Origin of the sequence: Shewanella seohaensis (assembly GCF_023283775.1) — a bacterium.
GTDB lineage: Bacteria > Pseudomonadota > Gammaproteobacteria > Enterobacterales > Shewanellaceae > Shewanella > Shewanella seohaensis.
In genome coordinates this window covers 273,169-292,521 of sequence record NZ_JAKILE010000004.1, presented here as the reverse complement: position 1 = coordinate 292,521, position 19,353 = coordinate 273,169, and the positions used below count along the sequence as shown (strand labels likewise).

The window sequence follows — 19,353 nt, the reverse complement described above, 5'->3', positions numbered from 1 at the left end:
TATTGATTTAGAGGCCGAAATGGCACAATTTTTTAAAGCAAAACCAAATAGTTCCAAGCAATTGTCGGCGAAGCAGTCCTTTAGCGTGCATCAGCTGGATCATCTAGGGGCAGGTATAGCACAACATCAGGGAAAAGTCGTATTTATCCCTGGGGCCTTGCCCAGTGAAACCGTGCAGGCGCAGCTGACCGAACAAAAGAAAAACTATGCCCGAGCCAAGCTAATTAAAGTCGAGACACCGAGCGCTGAGCGAGTCACGCCACTATGCCCACATTACCAAAGCTGTGGCGGCTGCGATTTACAGCATATGTCATTAGCCGGCCAGCGCGAGCATAAGTCAGCGGCCTTGGTTGATATTATGGCTAAATTTGCTGGCGCCGAAGGCAACTCAGTGCCCGCATTGACGGGGGAGGGGTGGCACTATCGTCGCCGTGCCCGCCTTGCGACTCTATTTGATAAAAATACCAAGCAGTTGAGCTTAGGGTTTCGTGCCTCGAGCAGCAACCAAGTCGTGCCTATTGATAGCTGTTTAGTCTTGGCGAAACCCTTAGCGGATTTAATCGCCCCGTTTGCTAAGTTGCTCAATCAACTGGCGGCCAAATCGAGTCTTGGTCATTTAGAGTTGATTGACGCCGACAATGGCCATTTTGCGGTAATTCGGATCACTAAATCCTTAAATGATAAGGACATGGCTAAGCTTGCGCAGTTTGCCGAGCTGCATCAAATCCATATTTGTTTACAAGACAACGACGGCGAGTTCCATGGGGTAAATGGCACGCTGTTATTGCCCGTTTACCAGTTGCTCGATGATACAGCCGATGTAAAGCCTGTGAGCCTCACCTTTACCCCGGGTAACTTTGTACAAGTGAATGCGCAAATTAACAAGGCTATGGTGGCGCAGGCGTTAGACTGGTTAGCGCCGCAGCCGGGTGAGCGTATTCTCGATCTCTTCTGTGGAATGGGGAACTTCAGTTTGCCTTTAGCTAAACTGGGCGCCGAAGTGATTGGGGTTGAAGGCGTGCCAGAAATGGTTAGCCAAGCCCGTGAAAACGCGGCGGCAAATGGCTTAAGCAATTTAACCTTTTACCATGGCGACTTAAGTGCCGATTTATCCTGCGAGCCTTGGATGGGCAAGATTGATAAGTTGCTACTCGATCCTGCCCGCGCGGGTGCGTTCGAGAGTTTGCAATGGCTTAAGAAGATGAAACCTCGCCAAGTGGTGTATGTGTCGTGTAATCCGGCGAGCTTGGCCCGCGACAGTGCGGTGCTGCTTGAACGTGGCTACAAGTTACAAAAGTTAGGCTTAATCGATATGTTCCCGCAGACACATCATATCGAAGCCATGGCGTTGTTTGAGCTTGCAAAATAAGGCTTATCGGTTGGGCAAGGTTTCTTCACTTGCCCGCGTTATTCGAGTGTAAAGTAAGCAAAGCGTTTGAATAACGTAAAAAATGTGAAGTTTCGTCTCGTTGGGTTTGACAAGTCCGTGCCAATGCTGAAGATAGGAGTGCCGAGGTGGTGCCACTTTTCTCTGAGCACGAATAAGGAAATAAATTAGATGGTCTCTGTTCGCGAAGCGCACTTTAATGATCCCGATTTTCATCTTGAAGATTGGGTGGCTCGCTATGTCAGTCATGTCGAGGAGGCGCAAACCTTACTCACCCTGATTGCACAGGTCGAAGCCTTACCCGCTAAGAGTCCTGCCGCGAAAAGAGAACTGCTCGAACGTGCCCGCGAGATGATTGAAATCCTCGCACCGCTGAATATGGATATCGAGACGCTGCAAGCGGCCATCCTGTTTGTGGTGTTTGATGCAGGTTTATTAAACGAAGAAGCAATCAAAGAAAAATTTGGCGAGTCCCTCGCGCGGTTAGTCGCCAGCGTGGTGACTATGGATGCCATTGGTGCGTTAAAAATCAATCCCAATAGCCGCTCAACCGAGCCGCAAATCGACAATATCCGCCGAATGTTACTGGCGATGGTCGAAGACGTACGCGCCGTGGTGATCAAACTGGCCGAGCGTGTTTGTTTGCTGCGCGCGGTGAAAAATGCCGACGAAGAAACCCGCGTCTTGCTGGCCCGCGAAATTGCCGATATCTATGCGCCGCTCGCTAACCGTTTGGGGATTGGTCAGTTAAAGTGGGAATTAGAAGATATTTCCTTCCGTTATCTGCATCCAGATACCTACAAGGACATTGCCAAACAGCTAGACGGTAAGCGGTTAGACCGCGAAGTCTATATCGAAAAATTTGTCGAGCAGTTGCAGCAGCGCCTCGATGAGGATCAGATCCGCGCTAAGGTGTATGGTCGTCCAAAACATATCTACAGCATCTGGCGCAAGATGAAGGGCAAACATCTCAAGTTTGATGAGTTGTTTGACGTGCGCGCCGTACGTATTGTCACCGAACGTTTGCAGGATTGCTACGGCGCCTTAGGGGTCGTGCACACTCTTTGGCACCATATTCCGCGCGAGTTCGACGACTACGTGGCCAACCCTAAACCTAACGGTTATCAATCGATTCATACCGTAGTGGTGGGGCCTGAAGGTAAAACCGTTGAAATTCAAATTCGTACCCAAGATATGCATGAAGATGCAGAGCTGGGGGTTGCCGCGCACTGGAAATATAAAGAAGGTAATCACTCCGGCAAACAGAGCGGCTACGAAGAAAAAATCAATTGGCTGCGTAAAATTCTGCAATGGCAGGAAGACGTGGTCGAAAGCGGCAACTTGGTCGAAGAAGTCCGCAGCCAAGTGTTTGAAGATAGAGTCTATGTCTTTACCCCAAGCGGTGAAGTCGTCGACTTGCCGCTCGGTTCAACCGTGCTCGACTTTGCCTACTATATTCACTCTCAGGTCGGCCATAAGTGTATCGGTGCCAAGGTCGATGGCCGCATTGTGCCGTTTACCTATCAGGTCGAAACGGGCGAGCGTATCGAGATCATCACCTCGAAGCATCCTAATCCTAAGCGCGATTGGCTCAATCCCAACTTAGGTTATATCCGCACATCGCGGGCGCGCTCGAAAATTCAGCATTGGTTTAAGCAGCAGGACCGCGATAAAAACATTATCGCCGGTAAAGAAATGCTCGAAGCAGAGCTGGCGCGAGTCAGCCTTAAAATTAAAGATGCCGCCATCGCCGTTGAGCGTTTTAATATGGCGAGTATGGATGACTTGCTTGCGGCCATCGGCGGCGGTGATGTGCGTTTACATCAGGTCGTTAACCATATCCAGAGTAAGTTGCGCCTCGATGAGGTGAGCGAAGAAGATGCGGTAGAAGAATTAGTTAAGAAGAGCCAACCTAAATCTGGCACCAATAGCCGTGGGCAGGTGGAAGTGAATGGCGTGGGTAACTTACTCAGCCATATCGCCCGTTGCTGCCAGCCCGTACCTGGGGATGAAATTTTAGGTTTTATCACCAAAGGGCGCGGTATTTCGGTGCATCGCTCCGACTGTGAACAGGTGAAAGAGTTGATGCGCGTTCACCCAGAACGTGGCGTCGATGTGGTTTGGGGCGAAAATTACTCAGGCGGTTATCGCATGCGCCTGCGTGTCTTAGCCCATGACCGCAGCGGCTTATTGCGGGATCTGACCTCGGTACTCGCCGCCGAAAAATCCAATGTGCTCGCCATGAGCTCCTCATCGGATATTAAGAATCAGACGGCGGCCATTGAGCTGGAATTAGAGCTATATAATCTCGATGGCTTATCGCGGGTGTTATCTAAGCTCTCCCAAGTCGATAGCGTGATAGAAGCGCGCAGATTGTAATTCTCGATTCTATGATTATGCGTTGTAAAAAGCGGTAGGGCATAAAGCGCTATTGCTTTTTTATTCAGGTGAAATCGGTTTGCACAATCGCCAGCAAGTTAACAATCCCACTTGTTGAAGTTTATCCCGCTAACGACAGTACTCTATTCGAGAGCCATTACTATTGGGCGTATAGATTAAGTCGTTAAGCGTCCCACATACTACCTTGCTATCGAAGAAGCTAAGCGCTTCCTTGGTTTTTCCTTTGGAACTCAGACCAAGTAGGAGCCGTTGCAATGATGGTAGGCTATTACTAAGCGGTGAAAATATAAAAGGATCGATCCGTGAATTAATAACGGTTAATTCACGGATTGAGCAGCCTTTTAGGCCTGATAAAGAAGAAAGCCCATTCATGGTATCCATAAACACGCTTTTAAGATGACAAAGATGCGCAATTTCTGGGATGCTGGTGACTTGCTTCAGTGTACTTAAATGTAAATGCTCAAGCGCATCTAGATGCGTCAGCGCGCTGAGATCGTGTAACTTTTTCACCCAAAGTATTTCGAGACTTTTTAGTTTAGACAAGCCTTTTAGTGCATCTAATTCTTCAAAGGTGCCAAAACCTAGATATAGCTCTTCTAACTTATCTAGATTAGCCAACAGTTCAATTTGTGCTTGTTGATAGCCGGTCAGGTAAAGCTCTTTAAGATTAGCTAGGTCGCTGATCGAGTCTATATCTTTGTTATTTCTGTTTAAGTCTAGGTGTTTTAGTTGGTGAAGAGACGATAATGGCTTTAAAGAGACTGATTTTTGATTGAACTCACCCAAGCTTAAAAACTCTAGATTGCTAGCATATTCTGCGATAGCTTCAATGTTTGTTATCGCTGGCAGTTGGATCTCTAAAGCTCTGAGTCCTGAATAGTGTTTCAGGAAATCTAACGAGTAATCTCTATCCGCAGACCAAGTTGGACCGAATGCACCTCCTAAGTAAGATAGAGAAATGCCATCTATTTCGCCTTGGCGTAACGATTCAGCAATTAATGTATGTTCGTCAGTGGTTAGCGTATCGGCAATTTTTTGTAGTTTTATCATCGTCTTTTATCTTGATAGCAGTAAGCTGCGTGAGCGAGGCCGTGTTTAAGGCGAATCTAATGGGTTACACAACACTTTCTCGTTCTTTGCTGGTCACTAGAGTGCCTAACTTGCTGATAAGTTGAGTGCGAATTTCATCCGATGAGGTTTGTTTTGCGACTTGTAATTCAGCAGGCGTGATGCCGACCACTTGCAATAAATCGACGCGGCCCGATTTGATGTTAAAACAGTGAGGAAAGGAAACGGGCTCGGTAAACATCATAGTGCGAATAGCGTCAGATAATGCGAGGGGCACTCTGTCGCCATCACCTAGTAAGGGGAAATCTCCCATCTGTCCAGCTGCGAGTAATAAGTTATAGGCCATAAGCATTTGTAGAACTTCAACTGCCCACGTTTCGTCTTTTTCTGTTTCCATTAGAAATTCGACACCAAGACCTGAGTATTCCTCGGGTTCGTCGGTTTCCCAAGGATTAGACATCCCAGAGGTGATATATGCCCATGTGTTTCTGTTGCTATTAGGGGGAGACTTAAAAACACCATGGGTTAGCCAACGAGGGGCGATATCGCTTGCATTCATGCGCTTAAAGAGAGCATGGGATAGCGGAAAAATCCCCGGTCCAGTGTCACCTAATAGGGCTTTATACGATGTTGTTTCTCTTTCTTCCCAAGATGCTTCAAGAAAGCTCATGTTTATTCCTTTAAACTTCGCTGTATCATCCAAACTGGTTCCATAAGTCGGTATGGGCAGAGGCAATACAGTCGATTAACTCATTAAAATAGCGAAATAAATTACCATTTTCGCTTAGTATTCTACAAAGCTTTTTGTATTGATAACGAGATTTTACCGATAAAGACTGACATCTATGATGAGGGAGATAATAAGAAGTACCTATCGTGGGAGAGCAGATTCAGTTACGTCCATCTCAACCCTAAATAGCACTTTGAGCTTGGCTACTTTATCATTAGCGCTTTATTGCCCTTATTACAGCCTTAGTTGCGACTCAGCTTGAGTGTATTCCTGTTTACGCATCCTGCACCTGTGTCGACTCTCTTGAAAGGATATCAGCATGACTTCCCATACCACGCCTTCTATTACTGAGCTTTCAACAGCAGATCTATCAACCAAAGAACCCTCTTCAAAAGTGCCATCAGCAAACGAGCTTTCCGCAGCAGCACTTTCAGCAACCGATGTTGCGCCGTTACTCAAGATTATGGAGAAGCTGCGCGATCCGCAAACGGGTTGTCCTTGGGATAAGGCGCAGACCTTTCAAACCATAGTGCCTTTTACCCTCGAAGAGGCCTATGAAGTGGCCGACACGATTGAACGTTTAGCCTTAGACGAATTGCCCGATGAGCTGGGGGATTTATTATTCCAAGTGGTGTTTTATTGCCAGCTAGGTAAAGAGCAGGGCAGGTTCGATTTCAGCACAGTCGTCAATAAAATCACCGACAAACTGACCCGCCGTCATCCCCATGTGTTTGGCGAAGCCACGTTTGAGGCCGATGCCAGTAGTCAGCAGATGAAGGCCAATTGGGAAGCAATCAAAGCCAGCGAGCGTGAACAAAAGGCATTGGCGGCTGGGGTGACTTCACCAAGCGAAGTTTCTGTGCTTGATGATATTCCGCGTGCACAGCCGGCGTTATCCCGTTCAATCAAAATTCAGCAGCGGGTCGCTCGTGTCGGGTTCGATTGGCCTGAGCTTGAGCCCGTTGTCGCAAAAATCCATGAAGAAATTGATGAAGTGCTGGCGGAGGTGAATCAGCCAGCGCTCGACCAAGCCAAAGTGCAGGCCGAAATGGGCGACTTATTATTTGCAGTGGTGAATTTGGCGCGTCATTTAAAGGTGGACCCAGAACAAGCGCTGCGCCAAGCCAATGTTAAATTTGAACGCCGTTTTAAAGGTGTTGAGGCATTTGCAAGACAAAATAATAAAGCATTAGAAGAACATAGCTTAGAAGAGTTAGATGCCTACTGGGATAAGGTTAAACAGGGCGAGCCAAGATAAAGGGCAAATTATCCGGATTGGTGTTTGTCGAATGGCAACACCTTTGGTATACTACTGCCCCGTCCTAGTGCTTTCTTACAAGCACGTATTTTCAAACTCATTTTCTCAGGTTCAGCATGACTACAAGGTATATCTTCGTTACTGGTGGTGTGGTTTCATCACTAGGTAAAGGCATTGCAGCCGCTTCATTAGCCGCAATTTTAGAGGCCCGTGGTCTCAATGTAACCATCATGAAACTGGACCCATACATTAACGTTGATCCAGGTACCATGAGCCCAACGCAACATGGTGAAGTGTTTGTGACTGAGGACGGCGCAGAAACAGACCTTGACCTAGGCCACTATGAGCGTTTCATCCGCACTAAGATGAACCGTCGCAACAACTTCACTACGGGTCGTATTTACGAGGAAGTGCTGCGTAAAGAGCGTCGCGGTGATTACTTAGGTGCGACCATTCAGGTGATCCCACACATCACTAACGCGATCAAAGAAAAAGTGATTGCAGGTGGTGAAGGTCACGATGTGGCTATCGTTGAAATCGGCGGTACTGTGGGTGATATCGAATCACTGCCATTCCTTGAGTCTATCCGCCAATTAGGTGTTGAACTGGGCCGCGATCGTACCCTGTTTATGCATTTAACCTTAGTGCCATTCCTTGGCGCTGCGGGTGAAGTGAAAACCAAACCGACTCAACATTCAGTCAAAGAATTGCGTTCTATCGGTATTGCACCAGATGTGCTGATCTGCCGTGGCGACCGCGCGATTCCTGCCAACGAGCGTGCGAAGATTTCGTTATTCTGTAACGTTGAAGAACGTGCGGTTATTTCATTAAAAGACGTCGACAGTATCTACAAGATCCCTGCGCTACTGCGCTCACAGGGTTTAGATGACTTAGTGGTTAAGCGTTTTGGCTTAGAGTGCCGCGAAGCCGACTTGTCTGAGTGGGAAAACGTCATTTACCAAGAAGCCAATCCAAACGGCGAAGTCGTGATTGGTATGGTAGGTAAATACATCGAACTGCCTGACGCCTATAAGTCAGTCAACGAAGCATTAAAGCACGCTGGCCTTAAAAATCGCGTATCTGTGACTATCAAGTATATCGATTCACAAACCGTAGAAGCGAAAGGCGATGAAGTTCTGCAAGGTTTAGACGGTATCTTAGTCCCTGGTGGCTTCGGTGAGCGCGGTGTGGAAGGTAAGATTCAAGCGGCTAAATTTGCCCGTGAAAACAACCTGCCATACTTTGGTATCTGTTTAGGTATGCAAGTGGCGCTGATTGAATTTGCCCGTAACGTTGCAGGCATGGCCGATGCACACTCAACCGAATTCAATAAAGCAACGCCATTCCCAGTGGTTGGCTTAATCACTGAATGGGTTGATGAAGAAGGTAACGTTGAACAACGCCATGAAGCCTCTGACTTAGGTGGCACTATGCGTTTAGGTGCGCAGTTATGTCACCTGCTTGAAGGTTCAAAAGCCGCTCAAGCATATAAAGGTAACAGCTGTGTTGAGCGTCACCGTCACCGTTATGAGGTGAACAACAAGTACAGAGAACGTTTAGAGCAAGCGGGTCTGGTATTTAGTGGTTTATCTTCTGACCGTAAACTGGTTGAGATGATTGAGCTGAAAGATCATCCTTGGTTTGTTGCGGGTCAATTCCACCCAGAATTCACTTCGACCCCACGCGATGGTCATCCATTGTTCGAAGGTTTCGTTGCTGCCGCAAGTGCACATCAAAAACGTGATCTGAAGAAATAAATTTTAAGGCCGGACCCGCGACAGTGGGCCCGGCCTTTTGTTACACTCAGGCCGCGTAATCATGAGTCAAAACTCATACCCATGTGTATAAACGACATGCGTATAGACGGAAATAGTAAACGGAATTTAAAGATTTTGGTCGTACTCTACATCTGTTAATTCCCATTGGTATTGGTTTTTTCTTTTCTCTTTTAAACTTAAATCGAGGGTAATATGGCTAAGATTATTAACGTGATTGGTCGCGAGATTATGGATTCTCGTGGTAACCCAACAGTTGAAGCCGAAGTGCATTTAGAAGGTGGTTTTATCGGTATGGCGGCTGCGCCATCTGGTGCTTCTACCGGCAGCCGCGAAGCGCTGGAACTGCGTGATGGCGACAAGAGCCGTTACTTAGGTAAAGGTGTTTTGACTGCTGTGGCTAACGTAAACGGCCCTATCCGTGCAGCGTTAATCGGTAAAGATGCGACTGCACAAGCTGAACTCGATCAAATCATGATCGACTTAGACGGCACTGAAAACAAAGACAAGTTAGGCGCTAACGCGATTCTGGCTGTGTCTTTAGCGGCGGCTAAAGCGGCTGCAGCATTCAAAGGCATGCCTCTATACGCTCACATCGCTGAATTAAACGGCACACCTGGCCAATACGCTATGCCAGTGCCTATGATGAACATCCTTAACGGTGGTGAGCACGCTGATAACAACGTTGATATCCAAGAGTTCATGGTTCAACCTGTTGGCGCGAAAAACTTCCGCGAAGCTTTACGTATGGGCGCTGAGATTTTCCACACCCTGAAAAAAGTACTGCACGGTAAAGGTTTAAGCACTTCTGTGGGTGACGAAGGTGGTTTCGCACCTAACCTGTCTTCTAACGCTGATGCATTAGCGGTAATCAAAGAAGCTGTTGAATTAGCGGGTTACAAGCTGGGTACCGACGTGACTCTGGCATTAGACTGTGCGGCTTCTGAGTTCTACAAAGACGGCAAATATGACCTGTCTGGCGAAGGCAAAGTATTCGATTCAAACGGTTTCTCTGACTTCCTGAAGTCACTGACTGAGCAATATCCAATCGTCTCTATTGAAGACGGTCTGGACGAGTCAGATTGGGACGGTTGGGCATACCAAACTAAGATTATGGGCGATAAGATCCAATTAGTGGGCGACGATTTATTCGTGACTAACACTAAGATCTTAACCCGTGGTATCGAGAACAGCATCGCTAACTCAATCCTGATCAAGTTCAACCAAATCGGTTCATTAACTGAAACCTTAGCGGCTATCCGTATGGCAAAAGCAGCGGGTTACACTGCGGTGATTTCACACCGTAGCGGTGAAACTGAAGACGCTACTATCGCTGATTTAGCGGTAGGTACTGCGGCTGGCCAAATCAAGACGGGTTCACTGTGCCGTTCTGACCGTGTTGCTAAATACAACCAATTGCTGCGTATCGAAGAGCAATTAGGTGAAAAAGCACCATACCGCGGTTTGAAAGAAATCAAAGGTCAGGCGTAATTTAGTCGTCTGATGTAAAAAGGCCACCACTTGGTGGCCTTTTTTGTTGTACTATCTGCAGTATATTTTTTTAATTCAAGATACTGACGCTAATTCCTCCATGAAATTCTTTGTCATTGCACTCATAGTGCTTCTCGGTTTGCTGCAATATCGGCTGTGGTCGGGCGATAACAGCCTGCCCGAATACTTTGTTCTGCAAAAACAGATCGCGGCTCAGCAAGAAGGTAATGCAAAACTCAATGAGCGTAATCAAGTGCTTAAAGAGGAAATTATCGATCTTAAGAGCGGTACCGAAGCGATTGAAGAGCGGGCGCGTAACGAGCTAGGCATGGTGAAAGAAGGCGAGACCTTCTATCGCGTGGTGGGCGGTGACCGTTCAGTATCGAGTCCCTCGCAATAACGGAGCGCTTATGGATACCGTATTAGAAGCCGCGCCGCAGGTCGAAACCCAAGTTGCAGTTCAAATTGATCCTTTCTCGCACCATGTGGTCGCGATTGTACCCGCCGCGGGGATTGGCAGTCGCATGGGTGCAGGCAAACCCAAGCAATATTTAACCTTGCTGGGGCAAAGTATTCTGGCCCATACCTTAGATAAGTTATTGTCCCATCCGCAAATTAACCAAGTGATTGTGGCACTGCATCCAGAGGATACCGAGTTTGCTGCGTTACCGCAGGCTAAGCATCCCAAGCTGGTGACTGTCATTGGTGGCTCTGAGCGCGCCGACTCGGTATTGGCGGCACTCGATAAGGCGCCTGATAATGGTTGGGCTTTAGTACACGATGCGGCCAGACCCTGCCTGACGGCGCAAGACATAGATAAATTGCTGGCATCGCGGGTGCACTTCCCCCAAGGGGCGATTTTAGCCATGCCTGTGCGGGATACCATGAAGCGCGCCAATAGCTTAGGTGAAATTAGCTCGACCGTTTGCCGCGATAATCTCTGGCATGCGTTGACGCCGCAGTTATTTCCAACCTCCTTGTTGCGATTACATTTAAAAGCCGCGCTTGCCGCGGGTGCTGTTGTAACCGATGAGGCCTCGGCGATGGAGTGGGCGGGCATTTCCCCTGGTTTGGTCGCCGGGCGGGCGGATAACATTAAAGTCACCCATCCCGATGATTTGGAGTTGGCAGAGCTCTTTTTACTGCGCGCGAATGCTTGAATGCAAGTTGAGTGAATTGCGCAATTTATTAAATACGTTAGGAATTAAGTAATGAAAATCCGAATCGGCCATGGTTTTGATGTCCATAAATTTGGTGAAGCGCGCCCGTTAATTTTATGTGGGGTCGAAGTCCCCTACGAAACCGGACTGGTGGCTCATTCCGATGGCGATGTGGTGCTGCATGCCATCTCCGATGCCATTTTAGGGGCGATGGCCCTTGGGGATATTGGTAAACATTTCCCCGATACCGATGCCGCCTATAAGGGCGCCGATAGTCGCGTCTTGCTGCGCCATTGCTATGCGTTAGCGCGGGCGAAGGGATTTGAGCTGGGTAATCTGGATGTCACTATCATTGCCCAAGCGCCTAAGATGGCGCCGCATATCGAGGATATGCGCCAAGTGTTGGCGGCCGATCTTAATGCTGACGTTGCCGATATCAACGTTAAGGCAACCACTACCGAAAAACTCGGGTTTACCGGCCGTAAAGAAGGCATTGCGGTCGAAGCCGTCGTATTACTCAGTCGCCAATAGCCTGAAACTTTAAGAGATAAGAAAGACCCATGAGCGAACTACATTACCTGTACGGCAAACCGACGGGCACCGCAGATTTAAGAACCGTTAACAGCGACTTTATCGTGAAAGAGATTTTGCCTTTTAGCCCGTCGGGCGAGGGCGAGCATCATTTAGTCCATATTCGTAAGGATGGGCTGAATACGGTGCAAGTGGCTGAAATGCTCGCGAAGTTCGCTAAGGTTCATCCCAAAGAAGTGACCTATGCTGGACAAAAAGATAAAAATGCCATCACAGAACAGTGGTTTGGTATTCGTATCCCAGGTAAAGAAACCCCTGCGTGGAGCGAACTAAACAGCGAGCGCTTAACCATTTTATCCAGCAGTCGCCACAGCAAAAAACTACGTATTGGCGCGCTCTTGGGCAACCGTTTTATTCTTACCTTGCGCAATGTCACAAACGTAGAAGACATTATCAGCCGCGTTGAAAAAGTCAGCCAGGTTGGTGTGCCTAATTATTTTGGTGAGCAGCGTTTCGGTCACGATGGTAAAAACCTAGTGATGGGACGGCAAATGCTGGCGGGCAAAAAGGTGAAAGACCGTAATAAGCGCAGCATGTATCTGTCTGCGGTGCGCTCCAATCTGTTCAATACCGTTGTCTCCTATCGTTTAGCGAATCATGGCACTAAACCCTTAGCGGGGGATTGCGTGATGCTGGCGGGCAGTAAGAGCTTTTTCGTTACGCCAGAATGGGATTTAGTGGTATTAAAACGCTTGATTGAGAAAGATATTCAGCTTTCTGCCCCACTTTGGGGGCGCGGAAAAATGCTGCCGCAGGGCGAAGCCGCCGAGGTTGAAACCCTCGCCATGGCAGAGCTGAGCGAAGATTGCTACGGCCTTGAGCACGCGGGGCTTGAGCAGGAGCGTCGTCCATTGCTGCTCGAACCTCAAGGTCTTAAATACGAGCAAACTACGGATGGATTAGTGCTCGAATTTATCTTACCTGCGGGCAGCTTTGCGACATCGCTGTTAAGAGAGTTGGTTGATTATCAAGATGTGAAAGAGCTGCAATGGCAAGCGACAGTCTCGCCCGAGGCTAATACTGCAACAGAGAGTCAGACGGCAGAGCTCGATACACCAGAAACCAGCGCGCCAGAGCATGATGAGTCCGCTTCATGATCCGCATCCTTGTCAGTAATGATGATGGTGTGAATGCGCCGGGGATCAGAGCTTTAACCGAGGCGCTCGCCGAAATCGCCACTGTGATGACGGTCGCGCCCGATCGTAATTGTTCCGGCGCAAGTAACTCTTTAACCTTGACTAACCCATTAAGAATTAATAGGTTAGATAATGGTTATATTTCGGTTCACGGTACACCCACGGATTGCGTTCACTTAGCCATACGTGAGCTTTGTGATGGAGAGCCGGATATGGTGGTATCGGGCATCAATGCTGGCGCGAATATGGGGGATGACACTTTATATTCGGGCACAGTAGCGGCGGCGATGGAGGGGCGTTTTTTAGGTTTCCCCGCCGTTGCGATTTCGCTTAATGGTAAGGCATTAAAGCATTATCACTCTGCGGCTGTGTATGCGCGGCGGATCGTGCAGGGGTTGTTAGCGCATCCGATTGCGAGCGATCAGATCCTCAATATCAATGTGCCCGATTTGCCGCTGGATGAGATTAAAGGGATTCGGGTGACGCACCTAGGTGCACGGCATAAGGCCGAAGGCATAGTGCGAACGCAGGATCCTGCGGGGAAAGAGATTTTTTGGCTTGGCCCACCGGGTGTTGAGCAAGATGCGAGTGAAGGAACGGATTTCCATGCGATTGCCCATGGTTATGTGTCGATCACTCCCTTAACCGTGGACTTGACCGCGTATAGACAATTATCGGTATTGCAAGATTGGGTAGATAAAATATGACTCGAGTTGCCTTAACATCGGCGGTGAATTTAGCAAAAAAGCTTCAGGAGGCGGGGATCCGCCATCCAGCCGTTCTTAAGGCAATATCCCATACCCCGCGCGAGTTGTTTCTTGATAATGCGCTGGCCCATAAAGCCTACGAAAACACCGCCTTGCCCATAGGCCAAGGACAAACCATTTCTCAGCCTTATATCGTGGCGCGTATGACAGAGTTACTGCTCCAACATCAGCCGCAAAAGGTACTTGAGGTGGGAACGGGCTCAGGCTACCAAGCGGCGATCCTCGCGCAATTAGTGCCAGAACTGTGCACCATTGAGCGTATCAAAGGTTTACAGATCCAAGCTAGACAAAGATTAAAGCGACTCGATCTGCATAACGTGTCATTCAAATATGGCGATGGCTGGCAGGGCTGGCCGAATCGCAGCCCCTTCGATGGCATTATGGTCACGGCGGCAGCGGCTAAGGTTCCCGAAGCCTTGTTGTCCCAGCTAGCCGAAGGCGGCGTGCTGATCATCCCTGTGGGGGAAGAAACGCAGCAACTGATGCGCTTTACCCGCCGCTCGGACCGTTTTAGTTCTGAAGTAATAGAAACCGTCAAATTTGTTCCCTTGGTCAATGGCGAGCTCGCTTAAGTTATTCGCTGAAGTATTTAGCTTTAGGTCACTTCGTTAAACACTTGGCGTTTTATGATTATGGTAAAACAGTAAGATAGCCCTAAAGAGGAGTTTTTATTGTTGAATGCGGGTTTACTCTTAAACCTCAGTTTAGTGTTGTTGCTTGCGGGCTGTAGCTTTCAGGCGAGTCGCCCCGCACCTGTCGAAAGTCTCTCCCACAGTTATTCCAAACATAACAAAGGCCACATTAAATCTAATTCATATAAAGTTAAGAAAGGTGACACTCTTTATTCGATTTCTTGGGCAGCGGGTAAAGATTTCGCCGAAATTGCCAAAATTAATCAATTAGATAAATCGTACACCATCTACCCTGGACAGATTTTATATTTAACGAATGACACAGGGAAAAATGGCAAAGGCTCTACAACTTTAGGTGGAAGCAATTCAGCGTCTAAAGGGCAAAATAAAGCTAATTCTCTTGATAAACAATCAGCTAGTAACAATTCCTCCGCGAAAAACTTGTCAAGTGAACAGCAGAAAAAAACACTTGATCAGAAAGCGAAGCCTGCGTATTCTGCAACAAGCTCTCAACAAAATGTTAACCCTTCGGTCGTCGCCCCGACATCAACACTGCCAGACAGTGTCAGTCAGTGGCAATGGCCAGTAAGAGGTAAATTGATTGGGACATACTCTGCCAATGAGCAGGGAAATAAAGGAATTAAGATCGCAGGAAAACGCGGAGATATCATCAAAGCCGCTGCAGATGGGCGGGTGGTATACGCAGGTAGTGCTCTTAGGGGTTACGGTAATTTAGTGATTATTAAACATAGTGACGATTACCTTAGTGCCTATGCTCATGCAGATCAGATCTTAGTCGAAGAAAAGCAACATGTCCTTGCTGGACAGACAGTTGCAAAAATGGGCAGTACAGGTACCAATCAGGTAATGCTTCGCTTCGAGATCCGTTACCACGGTCAGTCTGTTAACCCACTTAACTATTTACCTAAGCAATGATTGTTTAGGGCCTTGTTGGCATGGAGGATAAAAAATTGCAGTAATTCAAGCAGTTTACATTAGGTTTGGGAGATTTGATCATGAGCCGCATAAATAGCACTGCCGCAGAAGAACTAGTAGATTTTTCCGTAGATACCGCAGAGTTTGATCTCGATAAAGAGGATATTGCCGCTGATTTAGTTCAAGAACTAGGACTTGAACAACAGGTTCAAGATGACCTGCAAAAAAATCTTGATGCCACCCAGCTCTATTTAGGTGAAATAGGGTTTTCCCCACTGCTTAGCGCAGAAGAAGAAGTTTACTTTTCCCGTAAGGCCTTAAAAGGCTGCGAAAAATCCCGTAATCGCATGATTGAGAGTAACCTGCGACTCGTGGTTAAAATTGCCCGTCGTTACAATAATCGTGGCCTAGCGCTGCTGGATTTAATCGAAGAGGGTAATCTTGGCTTGATCCGTGCGGTGGAAAAATTCGACCCAGAAAGAGGCTTCCGTTTCTCAACCTATGCGACTTGGTGGATCAGACAAACGATTGAACGTGCCATCATGAATCAAACCCGCACGATTCGCTTGCCAATCCATGTGGTAAAAGAGCTCAACGTCTATTTACGTACGGCTCGGGAATTAGCGCAAAAACTTGACCACGAACCTACGGCAGAAGAAATTGCCGAGAAACTGCAAGTATCCAGTGTTGACGTCAGCCGGATGCTGAAGCTCAACGAGAAGATCACCTCTGTCGATATTCCCTTAGGTGGTGATAACGATAAGGCGTTACTCGATGTGCTTGCCGATGACGACAACGTAGGCCCTGACTACAAAGTACAAGATGAAGACATTTCAAACTCAGTGGTGAAATGGCTCAACGAACTCAATACCAAGCAAAGAGAAGTCTTAGCGCGCCGCTTTGGCTTATTGGGTTATGAACCCTCAACCCTTGAAGACGTAGGTGCAGAAATTGGCCTCACCCGTGAACGTGTTCGCCAAATTCAAGTGGAAGCCCTTAAACGCCTACGTGATTTGCTGGGCGCTCAAGGTCTCTCTGTAGAGGCACTATTTAGAAACTAAGGTTTAGAGATTAAGTTTTAGAGATTAAGGTTTAGAAACTTTGGCTTGGATATTTAGCCCTAAACCCGTTCAAAAAGTCATAAAAAACGCCCAATATTCAGGGCGTTTTTTTATGCTTTCGCGTTTATGTTATCGCGAGTTTTCACTCTATGTGTTAACTCAAGCGTTTTAGCTCGTAGAGTAAATCCAGCGCCTGTTTTGGGGTCAGGTTATCGGGATTGATGGCTTTTAATTTACTAACAGCGGGATTCTCCACCGGCTCTGGCAGAGCGAGCAGGGTTTGGATTGGTGCCCTAGTGCCGTTAACATTAGCACCTTCTACTTGATGATCGCGGCTCTCAAGCTGATGTAACTTGTGTTTTGCCGCCTTAATCACTCGTGCTGGCACCCCAGCAAGGGCCGCAACCTGCAAACCATAACTCTTACTGGCCGCACCTTCTTGCACTGCATGCATAAAGGCGATAGTGTCTTCGTGTTCAATCGCATCGAGGTGCACGTTATAGACGCCAGCCATGAGTTCCGGTAATTGTGTTAACTCGAAATAATGGGTCGCAAACAGCGTCATTGCGCCGACTTGCTGTGCTAAATATTCAGCCGCTGACCAGGCTAATGACAGGCCATCGTAGGTTGATGTGCCGCGGCCAATTTCATCCATCAAGACTAAACTTTGCGCGGTCGCATTATGAAGGATATTTGCCGTTTCAGTCATCTCCACCATAAAGGTTGAGCGACCAGAGGCGAGATCATCTGAGGCGCCAATCCGAGTAAAAATCCGATCGATAGGGCCAATGATGGCGCGATCAGCTGGTACAAAGCAGCCAATGTGTGCCATTAGGGTGATAAGCGCCACTTGGCGCATGTAGGTCGATTTACCGCCCATGTTTGGACCTGTAACAATCAACATCCGGCGTTGATTGTGCAGGGTAACAGGGTTGGCGATAAAAGGCGTTTGACTCACACGTTCAACCACTGGATGGCGACCCGCTTCGATTTTTACGCCGATTTCGCTGCTCAGTTCTGGGCAGGTATACCCTAAGGTTTCGGCACGTTCGGCAAAGTTACTCAACACATCGAGTTCGGCTGCCGCTCTGGCGAAGGCTTGTAGTTCAAGCAACTTGGGGAGGATTAAATCAAACAATTCGTCCCAAAGTTGTTTTTCAAGGGCGAGCGCCTTACCTTGGCTCGACAGCACTTTTTCTTCGTATTCCTTAAGTTCGGGCGTGATGTAACGCTCCATATTCTTAAGGGTTTGACGGCGCTGATAATTTAACGGCACTTGCTGCGATTGCAGGCGACTAACTTCGATGTAGTAGCCATGCACTCGGTTGTAGCCAACCTTCAGCGTGGCAATACCAGTGCGCTCTTTTTCCCGCGCTTCGAGCTGAACTAGATAATCAGTGGCTCCTTCACTTAAGCCTCGCCATTCATCTAACTCGGCATTGTAGCCTTCACGGATCACGCCGCCATCACGGATAAGCATGGGCGGGTTATCGACAATGGCGCGCTCAAGCAGTTGTTGCTCTTCGGGAAACTCACCTAAGAGTTGGCCTAGTTTCACCGTATGGGGCGCACTTAACTGCGCGAGTGATTGCTGCAACTGAGGCAAGAGGTTTAATGCTTGGCGTAGGCGGGCAAAATCCCTTGGACGAGCGGTACGCAGCGCCAGCCTTGCCATGATACGTTCGATATCGCCTAGGGCTTTAAGCTGCTCATGCAATGACTCATGGGCCGTGGTCTCGAGTAATTCATTTACGGCCGTTTGGCGAGCAAAAATCTGGGCATGGTCTCTTAGCGGCTGATGGATCCAGCGTTGCAACATCCGGCTGCCCATGGCTGTGGCGGTATTGTCGAGCACGGCTGCTAGGGTGTTATCTCGACCACCACTCAAATTTTGTGTCAGTTCGAGGTTACGGCGCGTTGCCGCATCCAAGACAATCGTATCGGTTTGATTGAAACGGGTAATGGCATTGATATGCGGCAGGGTGGTGCGCTGGGTGTCTTTCACATATTGCATCAAGCAGCCAGCCGCTTGTAGTGAAAGCCTTGCATCGGTAATCCCAAAGCCGTGCAAATCCTTAGTGCCGAATTGTGCCAGCAGCAGTTTAATGCTGGTATCGTAATCAAACTCCCACTCGGGGCGGCGACGCTTGCCTTTAAAATGATGCAATAGCTCCATCGCGCCAAAATCTTCGCTATAGAGAATTTCGACTGGATTGGTACGTTGCAGTTCGGCTTCGAGGGACTCTTTTGTCTCTAATTCAGCAATCACGAAACGGCCGGAAGACACATCCAGGGTCGCGTAGCCAAAACCGACTTTACCTTGATAAACCGCGGCTAACAGATTGTCTTGTCTCTCCTGCAATAACGCTTCGTCGGTCAAAGTACCTGGGGTGACGATGCGCACCACTTTTCGCTCAACCGGGCCTTTTGAGGTAGCAGGGTCGCCAATCTGCTCACAGATCGCGACCGATTGGCCAATTTGAACCAATTTGGCCAGATACCCTTCAACTGCATGGTAAGGAATACCCGCCATAGGGATAGGATCTCCACCACTTTTGCCGCGGGCCGTAAGAGAAATGCCCAATAATTCAGAGGCGCGTTTTGCGTCATCATAGAAGAGTTCATAGAAGTCACCCATACGATAAAACAGCAGCATGTCGTGATGCGCTGCTTTCATGGTCAAATATTGACGCATCATAGGGGTATGTTTTTCTAAATCATCGGTATCTATAGGATTCATTAAATCGTTTTCGTCCGTTATGCCGGCCCAAAGCGGGGAAAAAAGTCGTACAGTAATGGGATAAAAAATCAGTGGATATGCACTATTACTGTCTAAAATAAATTGACGCCAATCTTAGCAATAATTTTCTGAAAATTGACCCTTAAACCATGCATATTCACTGATATCCTGACAAATCTGCAGCACGAGTCGGTAAAAGCTTGTCTCAACGGGAAAATTTT

16 protein-coding genes are annotated in these 19,353 nt (G+C 48.0%); 13 read left to right on the top strand and 3 right to left on the bottom strand.

Annotation, left to right across the window (positions count from 1 at the left end; all coding sequences use genetic code 11):
- Positions 1-19 precede the first annotated feature (19 nt).
- Together rlmD and relA are read left to right on the top strand one after the other, a co-directional pair.
- Complete coding sequence (gene rlmD, locus L2713_RS06830) at positions 20-1,369, top strand: 23S rRNA (uracil(1939)-C(5))-methyltransferase RlmD (protein WP_248967373.1); 1,350 nt, start codon at positions 20-22, stop codon at positions 1,367-1,369.
- Positions 1,370-1,558: 189 nt separating this feature from the next.
- Positions 1,559-3,766, top strand: coding sequence for a GTP diphosphokinase (gene relA, locus L2713_RS06825; protein WP_248967372.1), 2,208 nt, complete (start codon positions 1,559-1,561; stop codon positions 3,764-3,766).
- Positions 3,767-3,895: 129 nt separating this feature from the next.
- Here the strand turns inward: relA and L2713_RS06820 are convergent, their stop codons facing one another.
- Positions 3,896-4,837 (bottom strand): leucine-rich repeat domain-containing protein, encoded by a 942-nt coding sequence (locus tag L2713_RS06820; protein ID WP_248967371.1) that lies wholly within the window; start codon positions 4,835-4,837, stop codon positions 3,896-3,898.
- 64 nt (positions 4,838-4,901) lie between these two features.
- Entirely contained in the window at positions 4,902-5,525 is a 624-nt protein-coding gene (locus L2713_RS06815) for a suppressor of fused domain protein (protein ID WP_248967370.1), read from the bottom strand.
- Positions 5,526-5,904: 379 nt separating this feature from the next.
- On the opposite strand from L2713_RS06815, the gene mazG reads away from it, so the two are divergent.
- The 11 genes from mazG to rpoS all read left to right on the top strand — a co-directional run bounded on the left by mazG (position 5,905) and on the right by rpoS (position 16,392).
- Positions 5,905-6,843, top strand: coding sequence for a nucleoside triphosphate pyrophosphohydrolase (gene mazG, locus L2713_RS06810; protein WP_248967369.1), 939 nt, complete (start codon positions 5,905-5,907; stop codon positions 6,841-6,843).
- A gap of 116 nt (positions 6,844-6,959) precedes the next feature.
- On the top strand, positions 6,960-8,600 hold the full coding sequence (gene pyrG / locus L2713_RS06805) for a CTP synthase (protein WP_248967368.1): 1,641 nt from the start codon (positions 6,960-6,962) through the stop codon (positions 8,598-8,600).
- 213 nt (positions 8,601-8,813) lie between these two features.
- On the top strand, positions 8,814-10,109 hold the full coding sequence (gene eno / locus L2713_RS06800) for a phosphopyruvate hydratase (RefSeq protein WP_248967367.1): 1,296 nt from the start codon (positions 8,814-8,816) through the stop codon (positions 10,107-10,109).
- 100 nt (positions 10,110-10,209) lie between these two features.
- Positions 10,210-10,509 (top strand): cell division protein FtsB, encoded by a 300-nt coding sequence (gene ftsB, locus L2713_RS06795; protein ID WP_011625569.1) that lies wholly within the window; start codon positions 10,210-10,212, stop codon positions 10,507-10,509.
- A gap of 10 nt (positions 10,510-10,519) precedes the next feature.
- Positions 10,520-11,269 carry a 2-C-methyl-D-erythritol 4-phosphate cytidylyltransferase gene (gene ispD / locus L2713_RS06790; RefSeq protein WP_088210809.1) on the top strand — a complete coding sequence of 250 codons (750 nt, stop codon included), beginning with the start codon at positions 10,520-10,522 and terminating at the stop codon, positions 11,267-11,269.
- A gap of 51 nt (positions 11,270-11,320) precedes the next feature.
- Positions 11,321-11,800, top strand: coding sequence for a 2-C-methyl-D-erythritol 2,4-cyclodiphosphate synthase (gene ispF / locus L2713_RS06785; protein ID WP_248967366.1), 480 nt, complete (start codon positions 11,321-11,323; stop codon positions 11,798-11,800).
- A 29-nt stretch (positions 11,801-11,829) separates the two neighbouring features.
- Positions 11,830-12,957 carry a tRNA pseudouridine(13) synthase TruD gene (gene truD / locus L2713_RS06780; RefSeq protein WP_248967365.1) on the top strand — a complete coding sequence of 376 codons (1,128 nt, stop codon included), beginning with the start codon at positions 11,830-11,832 and terminating at the stop codon, positions 12,955-12,957.
- Entirely contained in the window at positions 12,954-13,703 is a 750-nt protein-coding gene (surE, locus tag L2713_RS06775; protein ID WP_248967364.1) for a 5'/3'-nucleotidase SurE, read from the top strand. Before truD ends, surE begins: the two co-directional genes overlap by 4 nt.
- The gene (locus tag L2713_RS06770) at positions 13,700-14,335 is read left to right on the top strand and encodes a protein-L-isoaspartate(D-aspartate) O-methyltransferase (protein ID WP_011621910.1); all 636 of its coding nucleotides are present in this window, start codon (positions 13,700-13,702) and stop codon (positions 14,333-14,335) included. Before surE ends, L2713_RS06770 begins: the two co-directional genes overlap by 4 nt.
- Positions 14,336-14,434: 99 nt before the next feature.
- Positions 14,435-15,331, top strand: a complete 897-nt coding sequence (locus tag L2713_RS06765; RefSeq protein ID WP_248967363.1) for a peptidoglycan DD-metalloendopeptidase family protein — start codon at positions 14,435-14,437, stop codon at positions 15,329-15,331.
- Between the two features lie 80 nt (positions 15,332-15,411).
- Complete coding sequence (rpoS, locus tag L2713_RS06760; RefSeq protein ID WP_011621912.1) at positions 15,412-16,392, top strand: RNA polymerase sigma factor RpoS; 981 nt, start codon at positions 15,412-15,414, stop codon at positions 16,390-16,392.
- Positions 16,393-16,546: 154 nt separating this feature from the next.
- Here the strand turns inward: rpoS and mutS are convergent, their stop codons facing one another.
- Positions 16,547-19,132 (bottom strand): DNA mismatch repair protein MutS, encoded by a 2,586-nt coding sequence (gene mutS, locus L2713_RS06755; RefSeq protein ID WP_248967362.1) that lies wholly within the window; start codon positions 19,130-19,132, stop codon positions 16,547-16,549.
- Between the last annotated feature and the right edge of the window lie 221 nt (positions 19,133-19,353).

Bases quoted from the DNA above. Each gene is read 5' to 3' on its own strand.
- rlmD (WP_248967373.1), top strand. From the start codon at position 20: ATGGCACAATTTTTTAAAGCAAAACCAAATAGTTCCAAGCAATTGTCG.
- relA (WP_248967372.1), top strand. From the start codon at position 1,559: ATGGTCTCTGTTCGCGAAGCGCACTTTAATGATCCCGATTTTCATCTT.
- L2713_RS06820 (WP_248967371.1), bottom strand. From the start codon at position 4,837: ATGATAAAACTACAAAAAATTGCCGATACGCTAACCACTGACGAACAT.
- L2713_RS06815 (WP_248967370.1), bottom strand. From the start codon at position 5,525: ATGAGCTTTCTTGAAGCATCTTGGGAAGAAAGAGAAACAACATCGTAT.
- mazG (WP_248967369.1), top strand. From the start codon at position 5,905: ATGACTTCCCATACCACGCCTTCTATTACTGAGCTTTCAACAGCAGAT.
- pyrG (WP_248967368.1), top strand. From the start codon at position 6,960: ATGACTACAAGGTATATCTTCGTTACTGGTGGTGTGGTTTCATCACTA.
- eno (WP_248967367.1), top strand. From the start codon at position 8,814: ATGGCTAAGATTATTAACGTGATTGGTCGCGAGATTATGGATTCTCGT.
- ftsB (WP_011625569.1), top strand. From the start codon at position 10,210: ATGAAATTCTTTGTCATTGCACTCATAGTGCTTCTCGGTTTGCTGCAA.
- ispD (WP_088210809.1), top strand. From the start codon at position 10,520: ATGGATACCGTATTAGAAGCCGCGCCGCAGGTCGAAACCCAAGTTGCA.
- ispF (WP_248967366.1), top strand. From the start codon at position 11,321: ATGAAAATCCGAATCGGCCATGGTTTTGATGTCCATAAATTTGGTGAA.
- truD (WP_248967365.1), top strand. From the start codon at position 11,830: ATGAGCGAACTACATTACCTGTACGGCAAACCGACGGGCACCGCAGAT.
- surE (WP_248967364.1), top strand. From the start codon at position 12,954: ATGATCCGCATCCTTGTCAGTAATGATGATGGTGTGAATGCGCCGGGG.
- L2713_RS06770 (WP_011621910.1), top strand. From the start codon at position 13,700: ATGACTCGAGTTGCCTTAACATCGGCGGTGAATTTAGCAAAAAAGCTT.
- rpoS (WP_011621912.1), top strand. From the start codon at position 15,412: ATGAGCCGCATAAATAGCACTGCCGCAGAAGAACTAGTAGATTTTTCC.
- mutS (WP_248967362.1), bottom strand. From the start codon at position 19,132: ATGAATCCTATAGATACCGATGATTTAGAAAAACATACCCCTATGATG.